The following is a 21,447-nucleotide window of genomic DNA, read 5'->3' as shown; positions in this document are numbered from 1 at the left end:
GTATAAAAAGGAGTAACAATAGTTACTCCTTTTTACTTTTTATTATTAACTTATTACTCTTACCGCAACAAGAATTGTAATTCCATCACATACTACCCTTATATTCGTTGTATAACCAACTTTTGCTGAAGATGGGATTGTTACAAGTCCATTCGCGGTTACTGTCGCCGTAGACAGATTATTTGAACTGTAAGTAGTTCCATTAGATGATTGAGTAACATCTTTTTGCGTACCATCAACCAATGTGCCCATAATCGTTAATTGTCCAGATGTCCCAGCTTTTAATGAAATAGTTGTAGGAACTGATTCTAATGCAATTAACTTATTAGGATTAGTAGTCACATTAATCGATACATATTTAGTAATTCCATTATTTCGAACTGCAATCTGTATTACGATTGCATCTTTAGCACTACTAGATAATGTAATTAATCCATCCGCGCTCACTGTTGCATAACTTGAATTACTTGAATACGTAGTTTTATCACTACCATGAGTTATATCCTTAGTACTTCCATCACTGAATGTTCCAAGAACACTTAATTGTTTAGTTGTTCCAGTTACCATAGTGAATGTCGAAGGAGTAACTGTAAAATTAGTAACTTTTATGGATGGGTCTACTACATTAACGATAACATAAAGACCGACACCATTATTAGATATAAATATAGACGCTGTTGCCCCGTCTGTAGCATTACTTGGTGCAGATAATAATCCGTTAGCATCAACAGTAACTGCACTTTTATTATTACTATTATATAAAGTACCTGTACTTCCTAAAGTAATATCTTTTGTACTTCCATCGGTGAAAGTACCGGTTAAAGAAAGTTGGAATGTTCCTCCAGGAGCAATAGTAACACTTGCAGGATTACTAGAAATTGACTGTACCTTAGGAGTAGGATCTACAACATTTAGTACAATTACTTTATTAAATCCATTATTAGAAACAGTAATATATGCCTTTGAGCCATCAATTGCACTATTTGAAACAGAAACTAAACCTGTAGAATTTACATTCATAAATGAAGAGCCACCAGTTAAATATACTGTACCTTGGCTTACTGAACTTATATCTTTTGTACTTCCATCACTCAATGTTGCTGTAACGATTAACTGTTTTTGTTCTCCTGGTGCCATTATAAGTGAAGAAGGATTTACTGTTAATCCAGTTACTTTTGGTGATGGATCTGTAACAGTAACTGTTATTATTTTGCTAACAGAGCCATTACTAATTACGATACTAGCAACATCATTTTCCTTAGCGCTTGTAGAGATTGTAATTAACCCATCAGCGTCAACAGTTGCAATTGAAAGTGTATTACTTTTGTAAATTGTCCCTTCGCTACCAAGAGTAATATCCTTTGTACTTCCGTCACTGTATGTTCCTAAAATTGTTAGTTTTTGAGTTTTTCCAATATCGATAGTTGGTGCTAAAGGTGTAACATCTAACTTTGTTAGTTTAGGTGCTGGATCTACAACTGTCAGAGTTACATTTTTAATGATTCCATTGTTTGTAACTGCTATAACTACATTTGTTCCCGTAGTAGCATGAGTTGAAACTGTAATATTTCCTTCAGGACTAACAGTCGCTGTTGAAACCGCTTTACTTTCATATTTAGTTCCTTCTGTTGATGAAGTCACATCTCTCGTAGTTCCATCTTCTAAGTTTCCAACTACAGACAATTGAATAGTTTGTCCAGGTTCAACAGTGATAGCATCTGGAGTGACTGTTAACGAGGTAACCTTAGGTCTTGGATCAACAACGTTTACAGTTACAACCTTTAAAATCCCGTTATATTGTACTTTTACTGTAGTGTTATATCCATATTTAGCCGCACTTGGAATTGTAATCAAACCGTTTGCGTCAACTGTTGCTGTTTGACTTGAACCACTTGTGTAACTTGTTCCTTCAGTTGCGAACGTAACATCTTTTGTACTTCCATCACTATAGACTGCACTTACAGACAATTGTTTTGTATTTCCTGGAGATAAATCCAAATTCATTGGGTTTACTACTAGGTCTGTTAGTATTACACTGGTATCTTTAACTGTCACGTTTATTAATTTTTGAATTCCATTGTTCGTAACTAGAATCGTAGTTTTCCAGCCATCTTTTGCATCGTTTGGAATTGTAACTAAACCATCTTGGCTTACTAACGCTGTTGAAATTGAGCTACTTTTATAAATCGTTCCATCAGTTTGGTTAGTAATATCTTTTATTGTGCTATCACTAAGCACACCAGTAATAGCTAATTGTTTTGACTCTCCTGGAGTCATTGTTAAATTACTTGGAGATACTTGTACATCTACAACAACAGGAGAAGCATAGGTATAAGCATTTGTTAACGTAGTATTAGTTCCATCTGGATTTTCTATTACAACGTCAACAATCCCTTGTTTAGTCGCTTGTGGTACAACTACATTTAAATTTTCTGAATTAACAAAGTTTACATTTGCATATTTATCACCGAACTTAACTTTCGCACCATTCAAGAAAAATTTACCACTAATTGAAACTCTATTCCCACCTTCAAAAGGTCCAGAATTAGGCGTTATTTGCGCCAACTCAGGTTTAGCCCAGTAATTAAAGTTAGTAGTTGCGAATTGAGAATCATTATTTTCAACTTTTACCACTATATCTCCTTGCTTACCAGCAGGCGTTGTTAAGGTAATCGTTTGACTATCTACTAATTGTGCTGTTGTAACTTCAACATCATTAAAGAATACCTTTACACCTGGAAGGAAGTATTTCCCCTTAATTGTTACTGTCTCTCCACCAATTACATTACTTTTTGAATCAGTTATCGAATCAATAACTGGTGCATGATTTTTTACAAATATCCCTGTATTTCCAACATTATATGATCTTAATGAACCTGTATAATCTTTATAAGTTATAAATCCTGTAGCAGTATTATATGCACCCGCTTTAGCTCCTTGCTTCAATCGAATTTTATAATGTAATTGCAAGGTATTTGCTTTTAATTCCTCAATATTCCATACAAGTTTATTTCCTGTTACAGTCGGTTGGGGTATATTACTATCATATGAGCCAGGTACAATTTCAAAATTTGGGTCAACTGTCTCAGTAATAGTTACATCGTACGCACTAGCTAAACCTATTTCTTCAACAATTGCTTCATATACTTGTTGCAGTCCAACTGAGCCTAATACAAAGTGATGGTGGTGTGCTGTTGTTGCCATATCTTCTAACAATAGATTAGGAGGACTTGATGTCGGATCTTCATTAGGACCTAATAAAGCGATTGTGTAAAATACAATCCCTGCATCTTTCGCAGCCATTGCAGCTGTTTTTGCAGCTTCTGAATCATTTGCTTGTCCATCTGTTAATAAAACGATTACTGGTTGAGCATCTGGACGATGATTAGCTAGTAAGTTAGTAGCTTCATTTAATGCTTGAGCAGTATTTGTATTTCCGCCTAACCTAACTTGGTCTATATATCCTTTAACGGCATTCGCATCAGTACTTAAAGGAAAAGTGCTTGTACTTGTACTGAAATCAACAATACCAACTGAATGCTTCGTTAAATCGATTAAATCAACAAAACTTTTTGCAGCACTAATCATCGAATTAAAACGATTATCTGTTTGCATACTTCCAGATTTATCGAGCACCAGAATAATATCGTTTGGTTTTACAACATTTACAGGTGGAGTACCTGTTACGTTTAAGGTAACTTCTGTTTCTTCATCTGTTAAAATTGTACTAGGTGCTATAGTTCTCGAAGCATTAATAAAGTTAAATGAGGCAGCTTTTGTATTTACTGGTAGTAATATACTAATTAAAAAGAATAGTATTGTACTAAACTTTATTATTTTACTCATTTGAATCCTCCATAGTAATTTGTCTTGTTTCTTAATATTTATAAATGTCATAAATACAAAATTCAAATATGAAAATATACCTATATAATGTATTTAAAAAAGCGAGTATCCTAACTAGGATACTCGCTCATTTTTAAGTATTAACGAAGAAGTTGTAGTACGCCTTGTGGTTGTTGGTTTGCTTGAGCAAGCATAGCTTGAGATGCTTGAGTTAAGATGTTGTTTTTAGTAAACTCCATCATTTCTTTAGCCATATCAACGTCACGAATACGAGATTCAGAAGCTGTTAAGTTTTCTGAAGCATTATTTAAGTTAGCAACAGTATGCTCTAAGCGGTTTTGCCAAGAACCAAGTGTTGAACGACCAGTTGAAACATTAGCGATTTCTGTATCTAAGTTACCAATTGCACTATCTGCATTTGTTTGAGACTTAATGTCCATTGCACCAAGAGCAGTGTTAGTAGCTGTTAAATCGATTCCAGCTTGTTTAAAGTCTAATTGGAATGATTGGCCTTGGTTAGCACCAACTTGAATTTCAACTTTACCAGCAGCACCAGCAGCACCATTTAGTAATTTTTGAGTATTGAATTCTGTATCAGTTGAAATACGTTTAACTTCTGAACCTAATTGTTTGAACTCTAAATCAAGAGCATCGCGGTCAGCTTGTACGTTTGTATCATTTGAAGATTGTACAGCTAGTTCACGCATACGTTGTAAGATTGAGTGTACTTCATTTAATGAACCTTCAGCAGTTTGAATCATAGAGATACCATCTTGTGAGTTACGAGATGCTTGATCTAAACCACGGATTTGTCCACGCATTTTTTCAGAAATTGAAAGACCTGCAGCGTCATCACCAGCACGGTTGATGCGTAAACCAGATGATAATTTCTCCATGTTTTTGCTAGCATTTGCATTGTTAGCAGTTAATTGACGGTGTGAGTTTAAAGCAGCGATATTGTGATTAATTCTCATTTTATTTTTCCTCCTTGAATGTGTCGGTCCACTTCCTTGTGAACACCATTTTTATTGAAACTTAATAGAAAATCTCGAGCTTTTCATTTTAAGTTCCTTACACAAATTATATCGACGAAATTTTTATAAACTTTAGTCATTTTTATTAATAGATTTTTCGACAAAATGAATATCGGTACTTTTGACCTACACCTCAATCCAAATAAACCTTCATTTAACAACATTTTATGGTATTTCTTGATATACCTCTTCTAAAAAATAGGTATTTCCACTTACTCATTCTCCCTCTTTTTTGTACTAACTACCTTTTTGTCTCATAGACTTGTTATGAAGCAAATAATCGTTTTGTTTCTACTATGTTATTAAAAAGGGGGAATTACTTTGTTAAAGTTCCTGCAACGAATTGGGAAGGCATTGATGCTTCCGATTGCAGTACTTCCTGCAGCTGGTTTATTACTTAGATTTGGGCAAGGAGATTTACTCGACATTCCTTTTATGGCGGCTGCAGGAAATGCAGTATTCGCTAATTTAGCACTTTTATTTGCGATTGGTGTTGCGGTAGGATTAGCAAAAGATCAAAACGGGGCTGCGGGTCTATCAGGTGCAATTGGATATTTTATTTTAGTTGAAGGTGCAAAAGTTATCAATAAAGATATTAATATGAGTGTACTCGGAGGTATTTTATCCGGGGTGATTGCTGGACTTTTATATAATCGTTATAAAGAATTTAAACTACCGGACTTTTTAGGATTCTTTAGTGGTCGCAGATTCGTTCCAATCGTGACAGCAGCAGTAATGTTTATACTAGCTGGATTATTTGGCTATGTTTGGCCACCAATTCAAGATGCGTTAAATACATTTGGAAATAATATGATTGATTTAGGTGCGGTTGGAGCTGGGTTATTTGGATTCTTTAATAGATTATTAATTCCACTCGGCTTGCATCATGTATTAAATAATATTTTCTGGTTTGTTTTCGGTGACTTTAATGGTGTAACTGGCGACTTGAATCGTTTCTTTGCCAATGATCCTAGCGCAGGAATTTATATGGCGGGATTTTTCCCTATTATGATGTTCGGACTACCTGCAGCAGCACTTGCAATTGCAACAACTGCTAAAAAAGAAAACAGTAAAGTTGTATTAGGAGCAATGATTAGTTTAGCGTTCACTTCATTCTTAACTGGTATCACTGAACCGATTGAGTTCTCATTCATGTTTTTATCACCTGTTTTATACTTTATCCATGCTATTTTAACCGGAAGCTCACTTTATATTGCGAATCTTTTAGACATTCATGATGGTTTCACTTTTTCAGCTGGAGCTATAGATTATCTATTAAATTATGGCATCGCCACAAAACCATTACTCCTTTTACTCCAAGGCTTGGTCTATGGAGTCATCTATTACTTTGTCTTTGTTTTCTTTATAAAGAAGTTTGATTTAAAAACACCTGGACGAGAAGACGAAGATTCAGCTATCGAAGAAATTATTTCTAATGGAACAGGAAATGCTGAATCATATGTAATTGCCTTAGGTGGTACTGAAAATATAGTATCTGTTGATAATTGTGCGACAAGATTACGATTGGAGCTCGTAGACACAAGTAAAATAGATGAAGTAGCTATTAAAAAAACAGGTGCACTTGGTGTACTAAGACTTGGTTCATCTAGTTTACAAGTAATTATCGGTACGAAAGTTGAATTTGTTGCAGAGGATATTAAGAACTTTTTAAAAAAATAATTTAACAAATTTAATTAGAAAAAGAGTAGAAACTTTTAATTGTCTCTACTCTTTTTGATTAAAAATATTATTTATATCGACTAAACCAGTTGCAGCTTCCTCATTTTCCTTTTTAATAGATAAATAGATTTCTTTCCGATGAATTTCAATGTGTTTCGGCGCAGAAATTGCAAGTTTAACTTGATCTCCTTCAATTGACGCAATTGAAATTTCAATATCATCACCGATCTTTATCGCTTCTTTGAGTTTTCTTGTAAGTATTAACATACAATTAGCCCTCCTGAGCGAAAGCCGGAGATCCAACTAGTTCATGTTTCGTTTTATAGTTTGGTTGGTTTAATACGACTTGCTTACCAATATTATTTGATGAATTGATTACAATCGGTCCTTGTAAATTTGCAGTTGAATTTACAAATGGTTCCTTAACCGTAATGATACAATATACTATGGTATCTTTTGGTTCATCTACTTTTAATACATCAATCGCATTTTGGGTTAATTCAATTTCATAGTCTGGGAATAGAGTAAACACATCACCAATAACAAATGCTAAAGTTGGCGTTTGAACAGATTGAAGAATTGAAAAAGGCGTTCCATTTTGAAGAGGTAAATTAATAAACTTCGTTTCATCTTCAAATGCAGGAATTCCATTAGGAAAGGTTACTATATCTTCTTGCTGAACAACTAACTCTCCGTGATATTTCGTTTGAATATTCATAACTTCCACCTTATCCTTTTTGATCTATTGTAATGCCAGTATAATCTATTTTTAAATCATTCCATGTATCCATATAAGCACTTACTTTACCAGGAGTAATATTCGTAGTTGCTTTTTGAGGATTAACCTCAATTTCAGGCTTTTCATGTGTTGTCCAATTAATCTCTAAACTACCTGGATCATAGGACATCTTAAAACTACCCCATCTAGGTAAAAAACTAATATTAACATCATAAACTGGGTTCGAACTATTTGATTTTGCGATATCAGCTATTGCATTCTTATTATGTTGTACTTTCATCATTTGGTCACCTTGTTGCGATACTCTTGCAAGACCATCTAGCCAAGCTTGATAACCATCGTTAAAGGCATCTTCAATTCGACGGCGAACACTTTTCATATCGATATCTGCTCTTGCTTCATAGGAGTCCATTTCTAATGTAGGTGCAACTCTTTGGATATCCATTTCTGCATTTTCCTGGTGGATTTTTATTTCTGCTTTTGGTTGTTGAAAATCCAGTATTGGATTTTCAGATTGTAAACCTATTTTTGCAAAAGTAGACTGTAAACGTATTTGAGGGAAATGCATACTCCTCTTCCTCTCATTCTTATTCTTTAATTTTTCTAAAAGAAAAGCTATCATAATTGATAGCTTAACGTAAGAAGTCTAATAAAGATGGTTGAATAATACGTGCACCAACGCCTAATGCTGCATTATGCACACTCTCTTGTGTTTTTAAATCTGTAATAACTTTTTCAATATCAGCATCTTCGTTATCTGACATGACGCGATTTGCGATTATTTCTTGTGTTCCTAATCGGTCATCAATCATCTCTACTCGATTTTCAGTGGCACCAATTTTTGTTCGAGCAGTTAGAACACTATTTAGGATACTATCTAAATCTTGAATAGAAGTATTGATAGCTGCTGTATTATTGGTCTGTAACCCATTATGAAGAGCAACTAATTTGTTCAATGTTGCTTGATCGAATATATTATTAGGATCAGTATTTACGGAAACACTTACCCCTCTTGAAACCTCCACATTAAAAGGACTATATGTTGTTCCATCAGGGTATGTACCTGTGATTGTAATTTGACCATCTGCCGCTGTATTAACGGTCATATCAATAGGTTCCTGCGTCGTATTTAAACCATTAAAAATATATTTATCTCCAACTTGCGTATTACCAAGTGAACCTATATGTGTAATTAATTGTTTTACCTCTGCGGCTAAAGCTTGGCGTGAACCAACACTATTTGTTTCATTCGCCCCATTAACGGCTAGCTCCCTTACTCGTTGAAGTGACTGCGTTACTTTATCAAGAGCATCATCACTCGATTCAATCCACATATAGCCTTCTGATAAATTACGTTTATATTGTTCAACTTGCGTAACATCTGAACGATAATAAATACCCTTCATAGCAATTACTGGGTCATCTGAAGGACGGCTAATTTTTTTACCTGATGCAAGTTGTTCATTATATTTATCAAGCTTTGAGTAACTTGAGCCTAAATTACGAAGCATATTATTACTAATCATCGTCTGCGTAACGCGCATTAATCATTACCTCCCAACTATACCCATACCATTAATTATTTTATCAAGCATTTCATCAATTACAGTGATGTTTCGTGCAGCAGCATTATATGCATGTTGGAATTTCACCATATCAGTCATTTCCTCATCAAGTGAAACACTACTTACAGATTTTCGATGTTGATCAACCGAGTCAACTAAGATGCCGCTATTTGTCATTAATCTATTTGCTTCTTGAGATTGTACACCCATTCCACCAATAATACCTTGGTAATAAGCTGTAATACTAGTATTAGTCGTTGTACCGATTGATAAGTCCGTTCTTCTCATTACATCAGCTAATAATGAAGCGTTTTTTCCATCGCCATCACTAGTAGATGATCCGGCAGCGATATCATTGATATTTGTGATTAGAACCTTAATATTACTTGCATTAATTGGACCAGCGCTTGAACCAAAGAAGTTTCCACCATTTACATCACCTAATGTAATTCCACCTGAATGGACTGTATTAAATGTAGTAGCAAATGTATTTGCAATATCGTCTAAATTTTTTAACATTTCAGGGTATAAACCTACTTGTGCATTCGTGCTATCCAAATATCCGAATGATTTAATTAAACTGTTAAGCTTACCTATCCCATTAAATTTTTCAACCTCAATTGTATTATTCCCAATTGAAACAGTGTCCACTAATCCCGTCATTGAATCATAGTTTACCTTTAGGAATTTTGGATCTGTTTTTATATCTATTCCATCAATTACACGACCAGATTCAATAACCGTTCCGTCCTCAGCAACTAAATCAATCGTTGCTTTTCCTTCAGCTGTTGGTAATGAATGTCCTCCGCTTGAAGAATACGTAACTTTGATATTTACTAAATTAGATAATTTATCGATTAAGCGATCACGCTCATCGTATAAATCATTAGGTAGCATACCATGAGGTTCCACGTCAGCAATTTGGCGGTTTACGTTTTGAATTTGATTTAGAAGCGAATTAATATTTTTTGTTTCAACTTCTATTTGATTTTTTTGATCGTTTTGAACAGTTTTTAAAGAAGTTGATAAATAGTTAAATGTTTCAGCAACGGCTTTACCTCGTTCTAAAACTACTGCTCTTGCCCCTGAGTTAGATGGGTTTAACGATAAATCCTGAAGAGATTGCCAAAAACGGTCTAATGTTTTTGAAAGACCTTGTTCAGAAGGTTCATTCATAATATCTTCCATTTTTTGTAGAGCATCATTACGACTAGCATAATATCCTAATTGACTATTATCATTACGATATTGAATATCTAAAAATGATTCTCTAATTCGTTGTATTGAAGTGACTTCAGAACCTGTTCCAATTTGACCTGGTATATATGGTCTTTCCATTCCTGGACCTGGAAAAGGTGAAGTTTGTTGCATATTCGCACGTTGACGAGTATAACCTTCAGTGTTTGCATTTGCTATGTTATGTCCTAATACGCTTAAGGCGCTTTGTTGGGTATACATACCCCTTTTCGCAGTTTCTAATCCCATAAATGTTGGGCGCATAGATTTGGAACCCCCTAATTTTATCTATATCTGTGAGTCAAATAATGTATCTATCTTTGGTGATTGTTGTTTAGAAGTTGGACCGTAATTTGGTGCCGGTTGTTTTGGCTTTATCATAGACAACGACATAGATACAAACTGCATAGATTGATAGATAAGCTCTTGATTTAAATAATTTCTTTCTTTAAGTTCTTCTATGATTACTTTTAATTCAGATTGAATATTTAGTAGCTTAGTAGCTTCCTCATCAGAAACAACATTCAGACAATCCGAAAGAGTAGGGAGATCCCCACTCCATTCATGTCCACTTAAAACAGCGTAAACTGCTTCAACTCTTTTCTTCTCTAAAACATCAAGTGATAGTAAATATTTCGCTTCTTTATTAATGATTTCATTTAAATTTAATATGTCATTTTTCTTAATTAAATCAGTTTTTGCAACTGATAATTGATATAATTCTGTGTATTCTTCTAATTGTTGTTGGAGTGTAGTAAGTAAAAAAGATGTATTCATGCCGATCCTTCTTCCTTCTAGTTGTTAGTTCTTGCTGAAATATTGAAGCATCTTCTCGGCTACAAGTGATGGTTGTACTTTGTAGGAGCCTTCTTCAATTTGCTTTTGAATTTGTTGAACGCGCTCTTCACGTTCTGACTTTAACTGAGCAGCTAATTGAAGATCTTTTGCCTGAGAGGAAATTTCTAGTTTGTCCGCACTTTTTTGTTTCGGTTTGTCATTTTCAATCTTGTTTATTTGATTTTGATATAATTGAATTCGATCAATACCTGTAGAGTTTGAGTTAATCTTCATTTTTTTCACCTCATTGTCAATCGTTTCATACCCTCTTTTAATCCTATTTCTTCTTATCATCTAAGAAATAAGTTGATTTATCTCTTTTTCGTAATTCTTGAATTCTTCTTTTTTCTTCTTCGACTTTAAATAAATCTTTTTTTAATCCCGTCGAACAGTCTGTGCAAATAGATCCTTTTTGAATTAGTATTCCACATTTTTCACATGGATATCCTAAATTTGGGAAACCAGTAACACGTAGTTTACCGTTTCGAATCCATTTCATAATTAATTCTTCCACTACTCCTGTAGCAGTTACAATTTCATCTATGGTTGCTTTTCGATTTTCACTTTTGCGAATAAAACTATATACTGTATCAAATTGTTTCGATTCAGCCTTATAACAATTTTCACATACATCTCTTAAATTTGTTTTTACAAATATGCTATTACAAGTTGGGCAATTACGTAAATCTCCCATTTATTTCACCTCGTTTTTCGATGTATCATTATTTATATCGGCAAACTGAATCCAAAATTAAGTCATTTTTCACATGACAAATTACCAATTTTTACGCACGAATTAATGTGAGTGAAAATACCTCGCTAGCACCATTTTGTAACAAAACGATTGCAGCATCTCCGACTGTTTTCCCAGTTGTATAGACATCATCTAAAAGTAATATCGGCACATTTTGAAATTTTTCCCCTCCGCAGAATGAAAAAATTTGTTCACGGTTCAATCGCTCAGTTCGATTCAGCTTACTTTGCCTTTCTGTATGAACCCTCTGAAGACATTTCGTTAATGTGAACCCTGCAAGCTCCGCAAGCACTTCAACTTGATTAAAGCCTCTTTCTTGTAACCTTTCCTCACTAAGAGGAATAGGAACTATTATTTTAAACCGTTTAAAATACTTTTCATAGTATTCTTGCAAATCTGTAATAAACATTGTTGCTAATGTAACATCACCGTAAAATTTATAACGGTTCATCCAAATTTTCATTTCAGGATTGTATAGAAAAATTGAACGATTTGATGTTAAAGATAGATGAAATTTACTTTTTACAAATTCCTGACATTGCTCACATATCTTCTCATGGTCTGTAACAGTACCACACTTTTCACAAACAGCTCCAACTATTTTTTCAAATTTAGCTAAACATTGAATACAAGCAGTCTCTTTACGCTTGAAGAATAATTGATGTAGAGCAAATGTTTCTGTAAATTTACGATCACAGTAGATACAAATCATTTTTTATCTAACCATCCTTTTTCAAATCCAATTTGATTCATTTGCAATATTTGTTTTTTTGCTCGTACCATTTCTTCACTAATGCCATTATGAAAAAACATGATTTCCCCAGAGGGATAATCAATATGTCGTCCTGCTCTTCCCGAAATTTGGACTAGTGCGCTTTCCGTAAAAATTTCTTCATCAGAACCTAGTACAGCTATCTGGCTGTTCTTAATTGTTACGCCACGCTCTAAAATGGTTGTTGTAATTAAAACGCTGACATCTCCCTTTCGAAACGCACTGACTTTTTCATGTCTAAGTGGATCTTGACTATGAACTGATGATGTTTTAACCGTTAACTTTTTCACAGCTTCTTCAACAGCACTACTTATATCTATCGTTGGAATAAATAAAAAAATAGAGGAATTTCCTTTCAATATTCTTTGGAGCCACTTCATTAATGGAGTTGGTAATTTATTGTTTTTTTGAATTGTTTTTCGCCAATTACCAATCCATTGAAAGTCGGGAACAGGTAGTGGCTGTCGATGATATCTAGCGGGGACCATAACGCATTCGATTTTTTGGTGAAGCGCCAAGTGTTGTTGTTTCGTTGAGGGCGTTGCTGTCAATTGAATAGTTGAACCGATTTTCGTTCTTGCTTCATCAGCTACCCAGTGCAGATGTTCTTCAATATTATATGGGAAAGCGTCAACCTCATCGATTATGAGGAGATGAAATGTATATCTAAAATTCATCAATTGATGAACTGTACTAATTGTGATTCGTTGCCCATCCCATTTATCTTCACTCCCACCATAAAGTGTCGCTATAGAAGTATTCGGAAATGCCATTTGAATTCTTTTCGTTAATTCTATTAAAACGTCTACACGAGGAGTTGCAATACAAACAAATTTCCCTTCTTTTAAGGCAACATCAATCGCTTCAAATAGCATCTCTGTTTTCCCTGCTCCACATACTGCCCATAACAGTAAATCTGTATGTCCCTTTACTGCTTCCATCACTTTAAGTGATGCTTCTTTTTGCTGCGGGGATAGTTTTCCTTCCCATTCTAAGCCACCTCTTTTATCTTCCTTTTTCATATCTAATTCGTTTACGATCAATCTTGTACAAGTTGTCATTTTGCCCATCACGATACACTTTCGACAGTATGTACACATTGAAGAGCATTTTGCACAAAAAGTACGATAAAAATAGTTTTGATCACGATTTCCACATCGAAAGCATTGATATGTCGTCTTATTTTTTTGAACAGCTTGGATAATCTTACTTGTTGAAGGAATTTCTTGTGGATTCATCATTTGAGGATAAGGGAGCTTTCTTCCGACATATTGGTATTGATTTTGAGCAGTTTCTTGGTTCATTCGTTCGCCTTCTTTCTTAGAAATTAGTTGAACTGTAACACGCATTCGTAATCAGAAGAAGATGAAGAACTAAATTTAATTTTTACAATAAAAAAATGCCCCTATTTAAGGGGCATTCCAAATTAAGTAAAATAAATCAGATTACGTACCAGCCTAGTCCTAACGAACCCTCTCCAAGATGCGTTCCAATAACTGGTCCAAAATATGAAATTTCAATTTCGACATTTGGGTATTGTTCTTGAAGCTGTTCGGCAATCTCCTTAGCGTCTGCTTCACGACTTGAATGAATAACAACAGCTTTCATTTTTTCACCCTTTGAGGCAACCTCACCGAACAATTCAAATATCCGTTTCATCGCTTTCTTTTCTGTACGTATCTTTTCAAAAGCAACGATTTGTTTATTTTCAAATGTAAGGACAGGTTTTACCTGGAGTAGACTACCAACAAATGCTTGTGCACTTGAAAGGCGTCCGCCTCTTTGGAGATGACCTAAATCATTTACCATGAAATAAGCATTAATTGTTTTTTTCATTTCGTCCAATCGCTCAATGATTTCAGTTGGCCCTGCACCTTTAGCCGCCATCTGTGCAGCTTCAATTACATAAAAACCTTGAACCATGCAGCTAATTTCAGAATCATAAGCTACTACTTCTAAGTTATCAAACATTGAACCAGCTGATACAAAGCTTTGATATGTACCACTAATCCCACTTGATAAGCTGATTGCTACAACTGCATCATATTCCTTTGAAAGTTGTTCAAATTTATTAATAATCTCACCATATGCTGGTTGAGAGGTTTTGGGTAACTCTTCTTGTTCTCGAACTTTTAAAAAGAATTGTTCTGCTGTAATCTCAACTTCTTCTTGGTAAGATGCATCACCAAAAATAACGTTAAGAGGAAGCATGTGAATATCTAAAGAATCCCTCAGCTCTTGAGGTATATACGCCGTACTATCTGTAACGATTGCAGTTCTCATTGTTATATCCTTTCTTGCGAATGTAATCTAGCACTATGTATTTAATAGTTTCATTTTACACAATTTAGTATGTAAAATCATTGTAATTTATTCTCTTTACTATGAGTCATTTCGACAACTCACTTGATCAGAAGTACTTATTATACTTTAACACGATAAATGATGAAAATAAAAACAGAGCACCATAACGATACTCTGCTTTACATATTTTCTTATTCAAACTATTTCACTTCAACCCATGAGTTACGGATCGCCGTAACTACAGCATGTGTACGATCATTTACTTCTAGTTTCTGTAAAATATTACTTACGTGGTTTTTTACAGTTTTCTCACTAATAAATAACGCTTCACCAATTGCACGATTACTTTTTCCATCAGCTAACATTTGAAGAACTTCACATTCTCTTCTTGTAAGTAAATGTAATGGTCGACGAACCTCTACCTCACGTGATTTAAATAATTGCTCTTTTAATGAAAGACGACGAAATTCTTCAACTAAGTTATGAGTAATTTTCGGATGCAAGTAGCATCCACCTTTTGTTACAACTTTAATTGCCTCAATAAGCGTATCCGAATCCATTTCTTTTAATAAATAACCTCTAGCTCCTACTTTAAGAACATGAGTTACATATGATTCATCATCATGAATTGAAAGAATGATTACTTTAGCATCAGGGTATTTTTCTAATAAAGCTTTTGTTGCTGTTACACCATTCATATTTGGCATGTTGATGTCGATAATAAATACATCTACTTGATGATCGTCCATAATTGCGACAACCTCAGTACCATCAGAACCTTCTGCAATAACATCAAAACTTTCTTCAAAATCTAGAATTCTTTTAATTCCTTCACGAAATAGTTTATGATCATCCACTATGGCGATTCTAGTTTTCATTTTATTACTCCTCTGCTATTATTCTAGTTTGTTTATATGGTAATTTTGGTAATTATTTCTAAAATATAGTATATTTTAACATATATTTACAAATTATTCGACTTAAATCTGCAAAATGTTCGATCTGAAAATTCACTTTTATAAATTTTCAGACGTTTCTTCTTATACTTCTATCTTTTGTTCTGCATCTATTTCGATTTCTAAAGTGATTCGAATTGTTGTACCGAAATTTAATTTTGAGTCAATTTTAAAATCACCATTTAACAGTTCTACGCGTTCTTTCATTCCGACTAAACCAAAAGAATTTTCTTTTTCACCACTTTCAATATTAAAGCCAACTCCATCATCTCTTACTAGCACATTAATTTTATTTTTTAAAAATTCTATTTTAACAATGACGGTTGATGGACTCGCATGTTTACAAGCATTTTGAACTGCTTCTTGGATCAATCTGAAAATAGCTACTTCTAACTTGGTATCAAGTCTTCTTTCATTATTGCCACAATAATCGAACTGTATTGATATATGGTTATAGTCTTCTAGTGATTTCAAATATTTACTTAAAGTTGGAATTAAGCCTAAATCATCTAATGCCATTGGACGTAAATCATAGATAATTCGTCGTACTTCACCTAAAGCACTACGTACTTGTTCCTTCATATCTCTTAATTCTTTAATCGCATCTTCTTCCGGTCTTTGACGATAAGTTTTAATTAAAAAGTCTGATCTCATTAATATATTGGCTAACATTTGAGCAGGACCATCATGAATCTCACGAGAAAGTTTTAAGCGCTCTTCTTCCTGCGCTTGGATCAGCTGGAAACCAAAAGCTTGCTTTTGTTTTGCATCTTCAAGCATTTGACTTACTTGTTGGAAGTCTGTTTTTAAATAGTTTAAGATAATTGAAATACGTGCAACTAATAACTCCGCTCTTCTTAACTGTTCAAGTAAAGTTTGTAGTCTGCGCTCCAATTCATTTCGGCGATGGATTAACACTTTTTCTTCTTTTAACGAAAGAATGTGTTGTTCTTGAATATTTTGAGCCATTTCATAAGCGTCTTTTACTTGTGACTCTGTATATCTCTTAAAATCTCCATCTACTTCCATTAACTTATGCCTTGCAGCTCTTACAAGATTATCCAATCTTGCAGTGTTCTCAATTTTTTCTACTACCTGTACTTTTACTTCCTCAAGTTCAATCCTCAATCTCTCATATTCTGACCGAGTGTCTTCAACAATATCAAACACCTGTGACTTACTATCAATAACAGTTGTAATCATATTATTCATAACTTCATCTAGCGTTTGCTTGTCCATTTTTCTTGTTGTCATTTACAAATCCCCCATTAGCCAAAACATTGAGCCCTGCTAATTTATGTATATGTATTCATTATAATGCAATCTTTAATATAATTGTACAAAAATTTAAACTAAACAAAAATTTAAATATATTTTGATTATACTTTATTCTCTGCTACCTAACATTGTTATTTTATAATAAGTTTTAAAAAATACAAGGTTCATCATGACATTTTTAACAAATGATTCACAAAGATTACAAAAGTATTACATAGGCAAGTGCAAAAAGGACCAGATTCAAAAATGAATCTGGTCCTTTTCTCACTTATTGATTTGTATTTTCTGAAGAACTACTATCATCAACTGAATTATTTGGCGAAGGTTTATCTAAATCGAGATGAACTCGGAACTTACTTGATACCTCATTGATGTTATCTTCATAAGGAACATAGTAATAGATTCCATTTATTGTATCATCGTACCCTTCAATTTTTAACGTTTCGAAGTCTTTATCATTTATGTTTGGTAAGTGTTTCGCTAATGAAATCCCACCAGAAATTTTCATATTTGTGCTAATGTTATCACTAAACACTTTTGCATAATCATCCATTTTAACAATTGTTTCAGGTGATTTTATTTCACTTAAAATCGATTTAATCACTTGTTGTTGACGCTCTTCACGTCCAAAATCACCACGTGGATCACGCTTACGCATACGAGAGTACGCTAAAGCTTCTTGTCCATTTAAGTGCATCATCCCTTTTTCGAAATAAAGCTTCTGACGTGGATTCGTATCTGTATATTCCCAGAAATCGAATGGTACTTCAACATCAATACCACCAACAGCATCAACAATATTTTTAAATCCTTTAAAATCAACCGTTACATAGTAGTCGATTGGAACATTTAAGAAATCCTCAACTGTTTCAACTGTAAGCTGTAATCCACCATAAGAATACGCGTGATTGATTTTCGTTTTTTCACTATAACCAGGGATATTCACATACGTATCACGTGGTATACTCATCGTTTTAATCGTTTCTTCTTTCGGATTAAAGGTAGCAAGAATCATTGAGTCAGTACGTCCACCTTTTCCTCCAGTAGAATAATTTTCAATACCTAAAAATAGAATCGAGATTGGATCCTTTGATATTTTTACTTCCTTATCTCGTAATTTTGAACTAATATCTTCACCATTTGTAGCTTTATTTAATTCAAGATATGTTTTAACGCCTTGATATCCAATAAATGCTAATGCAGCAATCAAAATCAATAAAAATAATCTACCTATAAAGCTTTTTTTACGTTTCCTTCTTTTTTTGGTCATTTTTCGAGACTGATTCATCTTACGAATAGACCTCCTTTAACGATAATATAAATGTACGATATAGATTAAAGTCATAAATTGTCATAATTGATCAAAATGTGAAAACTTCTACATGTATTTAACAATACTTTCAGATATATGGCAACTACCATTTGTGAGTTCAACCATCCAATCGGTAAAAGTATTCACTTCATTAATCTTTATCCAAAGTTCAAACTCAACTTCTTCAAGATGATTAACTTTTTCTAAATGGTAGTTTGAGTTACGCAGAGCATGTTCTACTTTTCCTAATAATTTATAACTTACTCTTACATTAATAACCTTTACTAAAGTACGTTCTACAATTCCAATTTCGTTTAAACCTTCACTAACTGATTGACCATAAGCTCTTATTAGTCCACCAGCACCTAGTTTTTTACCACCAAAATATCTCGTTACTACTACGACTGTATCTTTTAATCCTCGTTTTTTTAAAACCTCTAGCATTGGTACTCCTGCTGTTCCACTAGGTTCACCATCATCACTTGCCTTTTGGATTTCATCTTTCTCACCAATTAAATAGGCAGAACAATTGTGATTTGCATCCGAATGCTTTTTCTTAATTTCTAAAATAAATTGTTGAGCATCTTGTTCAGTCTTTGCTTCATTTATATAACAAATAAATCTAGATTTTTCGATTTCAATTTCATGACTACCAAAGCCACGGACTGTAAAATAATTCGGTAGCATTTAAACACCAAACCTTTCAAATTAACCTGATAAAAAAGCATACATATTCGCAAACCATCGGCACACTTCATTATATTACTACAATTATTGATTCCCTTCCTTAAAAAACACTAATAATCGACAAATCTTAGTATTTACTGACAAGGTTTGATACAGTAACATAATAGTAAGAAGATTCTAAAAAATAAACGAAGGGAGTCATTTGAAAAAGTAAAATGAAGAAATACGTAGATATAAAAATGATTTTTTTACAGCTTCGAAATTACGGGTTTTTAACGCTTTTAGTCTGTTTATGTTTCATTAATTATCCACTTCCATCCAAAGCTAGTCCTTTAGAATATGAAGAACCTATAGCTAGCAATAAGGTAACTGAAGCACCTTTAGCTAATTGGGATATTTTATTGTTAAACAATGGGAATACAATAAAATCTTCGACTACAACGACTGCTGCATCTCCAATCAAATTTTCGTATCCTAAATTTGATCAGTCACAATTGAACAATTTGAAATCAATTCAATCTACTACAACCACCAAGATCCATAGTGGTAAATATTATGTATCGGGAGAATTCCTAGGAACATTAGAAATTTATGTCGATAATAAATTATTCCTTAAAGACGAAGCTATATCAACCTCAAAGAAAATTAAGAAATCAATATTGATTACAGAGCTTTTAAATAAACCCACATCACGTGATATCCATACAATTCAATTAGTTCATTCAAATTTTCAAAGCATTCCTACTTTAAACTTCACACTTAAACCTATACAGCAAACTGTTAATTTAAATGAAAAAGATATTTCATATAATTGGGGCTATTATTCTCCAATTGGTCAAGCATTCGACTTTTTTCATCTGAATTTTATTCATTCAAGTATGTATAAACAAGGAGACTATTTTGCAACACTTTATACAGAAGATCTTGCAAGCATATTTTTCGATGAACAAAAAATTTTAGAATCAAATCCAACAAGCACTAATATGCTTAATAATGCAGTTATTGAAAATGTATCCGTTGGAGAACATATTGTGAAAACGAACTATGCTGACTCTAACGGTGGTGAAGCCGCTATTCACTCAGCAATAACACCATTTTCTAATTGGGTCGCTTATTATTTTAACAATACAAGCTCAATTGGATTACCTGTAAGTAAGCAAGTCATTACCAGTCAAAGTCCAAATATACTATTAAAGGCTAATAATGAGAGCAGTAGTACGATTCCAAGTGTCGTTGCCAAAAATTATTATAGTGCTAGGTATATTACATATAAAAGATTGCCAGCAGGAACTTATCATCTAGAATATAAATCAGGCGAAGGGGTTGGTGTTTGGCTGGATGGTAAGCAAATTGCATATGAATGGAAAGATGGCAAGAAACCTTTAAGAAAGCTCTCAGTTAATGTAAGTAATGATACGCTCTATTCAAATTCAAAGGATATACATCAACTGACAGTTCGTACTTATAACCGAAAAAGCCCACAAGACTTATTTCTGTCATTCAAACCTTCTATTGAGAGTCCAGATACACAAATAAAAACGATTGTAATTGATCCTGGTCATGGAGGTAAGGATACTGGTGCGATTGGAATTGGCGGATTAAAGGAAAAGGATGTTGTTTTAGATGTTAGTCAGCGAGTTGAGACATTATTTAATGATTTGACCCCTTACAATGTTTATTTAACTAGATCAAAGGATATTTTCATCCCTTTGAATCAGCGTCCAGCTCTTGCGATTTCAAAAAAAGCACATGCATTTGTGAGCATTCACGCTAATGCAGGTAGCTCTTCTGCAAGTGGCCTTGAAACATACTATTACGGTATTAAATCATCAGCTATCAACAAAACAAATATAAATGCATCAAAGACGAATTACCCTACTTTCTTTTCAAAAGAAAGCTCAATCACATCGGTACTTGAACCAGCAGCTTCTAAAACAAACCCGTATATTACTGATAGTAAATCATTAGCAAATTTTATCCAAAAGCGAATGGTTGCATCCTATCAATTACAAGATCGCGGTGCAAAGCACGGTAATTTCCAAGTCATTCGATCAAACAATTTACCTGCAGTATTAACAGAATTGGGATTCATTACGAATAAAAATGATGCTAATAAATTAGGCTCTCCATATTGGAGACAAATTGCAGCTGAAGCCATTTACATGGGCATTTTAGACTTTTTTGAGTCAAAAGGTAGTGATGTGTCAAGCTATCGACTTTATTAGAAATTTCATCATTGATGTATGATTTACATTATTGTATGTAAAGATAGTAATACTATCCAAAAAGTCGCCATTCAACAATTTCTATAAAATGACATGCTGAGTACTACAGTTAATGGACACACTATGGCTGTAAGGTACCCTTGTGTTAGCTTTTTGAGGCATAGTAATAAAGTTGTAACAGAAAAACAATTGATTTTTTTCTGTTAACCTATATAATTGGTA

19 protein-coding genes are annotated in these 21,447 nt (G+C 33.7%); 2 read left to right on the top strand and 17 right to left on the bottom strand.

Annotated features, from left to right (window positions below):
• Nucleotides 1–45: 45 nt before the first annotated feature.
• Both ABID96_RS01535 and ABID96_RS01530 read right to left on the bottom strand, forming a co-directional pair.
• The gene (locus ABID96_RS01535; RefSeq protein ID WP_192603455.1) at nt 46–3,846 is read right to left on the bottom strand and encodes an Ig-like domain-containing protein; all 3,801 of its coding nucleotides are present in this window, start codon (nt 3,844–3,846) and stop codon (nt 46–48) included.
• 140 nt (nt 3,847–3,986) lie between these two features.
• Nucleotides 3,987–4,820: a flagellin N-terminal helical domain-containing protein gene (locus ABID96_RS01530; protein WP_192603456.1), complete on the bottom strand. Its 834-nt coding sequence runs from the start codon at nt 4,818–4,820 to the stop codon at nt 3,987–3,989.
• 381 nt (nt 4,821–5,201) lie between these two features.
• On the opposite strand from ABID96_RS01530, the gene nagE reads away from it, so the two are divergent.
• Nucleotides 5,202–6,560, top strand: a complete 1,359-nt coding sequence (gene nagE, locus ABID96_RS01525) for an N-acetylglucosamine-specific PTS transporter subunit IIBC (RefSeq protein ID WP_192603457.1) — start codon at nt 5,202–5,204, stop codon at nt 6,558–6,560.
• 45 nt (nt 6,561–6,605) lie between these two features.
• Here nagE and csrA read toward each other — a convergent pair whose 3' ends face one another.
• The 15 genes from csrA to ABID96_RS01450 form a co-directional block, all read right to left on the bottom strand.
• On the bottom strand, nt 6,606–6,827 hold the full coding sequence (csrA, locus tag ABID96_RS01520; RefSeq protein ID WP_192603458.1) for a carbon storage regulator CsrA: 222 nt from the start codon (nt 6,825–6,827) through the stop codon (nt 6,606–6,608).
• 4 nt (nt 6,828–6,831) lie between these two features.
• Entirely contained in the window at nt 6,832–7,278 is a 447-nt protein-coding gene (gene fliW, locus ABID96_RS01515) for a flagellar assembly protein FliW (RefSeq protein WP_192603459.1), read from the bottom strand.
• Nucleotides 7,279–7,288: 10 nt separating this feature from the next.
• Nucleotides 7,289–7,867, bottom strand: coding sequence for a DUF6470 family protein (locus ABID96_RS01510; protein ID WP_192603460.1), 579 nt, complete (start codon nt 7,865–7,867; stop codon nt 7,289–7,291).
• A gap of 64 nt (nt 7,868–7,931) precedes the next feature.
• Nucleotides 7,932–8,843, bottom strand: coding sequence for a flagellar hook-associated protein FlgL (flgL, locus tag ABID96_RS01505; protein WP_192603461.1), 912 nt, complete (start codon nt 8,841–8,843; stop codon nt 7,932–7,934).
• Between the two features lie 6 nt (nt 8,844–8,849).
• Nucleotides 8,850–10,364 carry a flagellar hook-associated protein FlgK gene (gene flgK, locus ABID96_RS01500; protein WP_192603462.1) on the bottom strand — a complete coding sequence of 505 codons (1,515 nt, stop codon included), beginning with the start codon at nt 10,362–10,364 and terminating at the stop codon, nt 8,850–8,852.
• Nucleotides 10,365–10,388: 24 nt separating this feature from the next.
• Nucleotides 10,389–10,877 (bottom strand): flagellar protein FlgN, encoded by a 489-nt coding sequence (locus ABID96_RS01495; RefSeq protein WP_192603463.1) that lies wholly within the window; start codon nt 10,875–10,877, stop codon nt 10,389–10,391.
• A 24-nt stretch (nt 10,878–10,901) separates the two neighbouring features.
• A complete protein-coding gene (gene flgM, locus ABID96_RS01490) occupies nt 10,902–11,171 on the bottom strand; it encodes a flagellar biosynthesis anti-sigma factor FlgM (RefSeq protein ID WP_192603464.1) in 270 nt (89 codons plus the stop codon).
• Nucleotides 11,172–11,214: 43 nt separating this feature from the next.
• Nucleotides 11,215–11,631, bottom strand: coding sequence for a TIGR03826 family flagellar region protein (locus ABID96_RS01485; RefSeq protein ID WP_192603465.1), 417 nt, complete (start codon nt 11,629–11,631; stop codon nt 11,215–11,217).
• A 91-nt stretch (nt 11,632–11,722) separates the two neighbouring features.
• A complete protein-coding gene (locus ABID96_RS01480; protein ID WP_192603466.1) occupies nt 11,723–12,403 on the bottom strand; it encodes a ComF family protein in 681 nt (226 codons plus the stop codon).
• Entirely contained in the window at nt 12,400–13,767 is a 1,368-nt protein-coding gene (locus ABID96_RS01475) for an ATP-dependent helicase ComFA (RefSeq protein WP_192603467.1), read from the bottom strand. Before ABID96_RS01475 ends, ABID96_RS01480 begins: the two co-directional genes overlap by 4 nt.
• A gap of 136 nt (nt 13,768–13,903) precedes the next feature.
• Entirely contained in the window at nt 13,904–14,746 is an 843-nt protein-coding gene (locus ABID96_RS01470; RefSeq protein ID WP_192603468.1) for a DegV family protein, read from the bottom strand.
• 221 nt (nt 14,747–14,967) lie between these two features.
• The gene (locus ABID96_RS01465) at nt 14,968–15,645 is read right to left on the bottom strand and encodes a response regulator (protein WP_188483382.1); all 678 of its coding nucleotides are present in this window, start codon (nt 15,643–15,645) and stop codon (nt 14,968–14,970) included.
• Between the two features lie 162 nt (nt 15,646–15,807).
• On the bottom strand, nt 15,808–16,977 hold the full coding sequence (locus ABID96_RS01460) for a sensor histidine kinase (protein ID WP_192603469.1): 1,170 nt from the start codon (nt 16,975–16,977) through the stop codon (nt 15,808–15,810).
• Nucleotides 16,978–17,269: 292 nt separating this feature from the next.
• Nucleotides 17,270–18,289: an LCP family protein gene (locus ABID96_RS01455; protein WP_192603470.1), complete on the bottom strand. Its 1,020-nt coding sequence runs from the start codon at nt 18,287–18,289 to the stop codon at nt 17,270–17,272.
• A 90-nt stretch (nt 18,290–18,379) separates the two neighbouring features.
• Nucleotides 18,380–19,000, bottom strand: coding sequence for a YigZ family protein (locus ABID96_RS01450; RefSeq protein ID WP_192603471.1), 621 nt, complete (start codon nt 18,998–19,000; stop codon nt 18,380–18,382).
• Nucleotides 19,001–19,215: 215 nt separating this feature from the next.
• Between ABID96_RS01450 and ABID96_RS01445 the strand changes: the two genes are divergently transcribed.
• Entirely contained in the window at nt 19,216–21,225 is a 2,010-nt protein-coding gene (locus ABID96_RS01445; protein ID WP_192603472.1) for an N-acetylmuramoyl-L-alanine amidase, read from the top strand.
• The last annotated feature ends 222 nt before the right edge of the window (nt 21,226–21,447 follow it).

It is taken from the genome of Gottfriedia sp. OAE603, assembly GCF_040543965.1.
In the GTDB taxonomy this organism is placed as follows: domain Bacteria; phylum Bacillota; class Bacilli; order Bacillales; family Bacillaceae_G; genus Gottfriedia; species Gottfriedia solisilvae.
The sequence above is the reverse complement of the archived record's forward strand: the minus strand, read 5'-3'. Positions and strand labels throughout refer to the sequence as shown.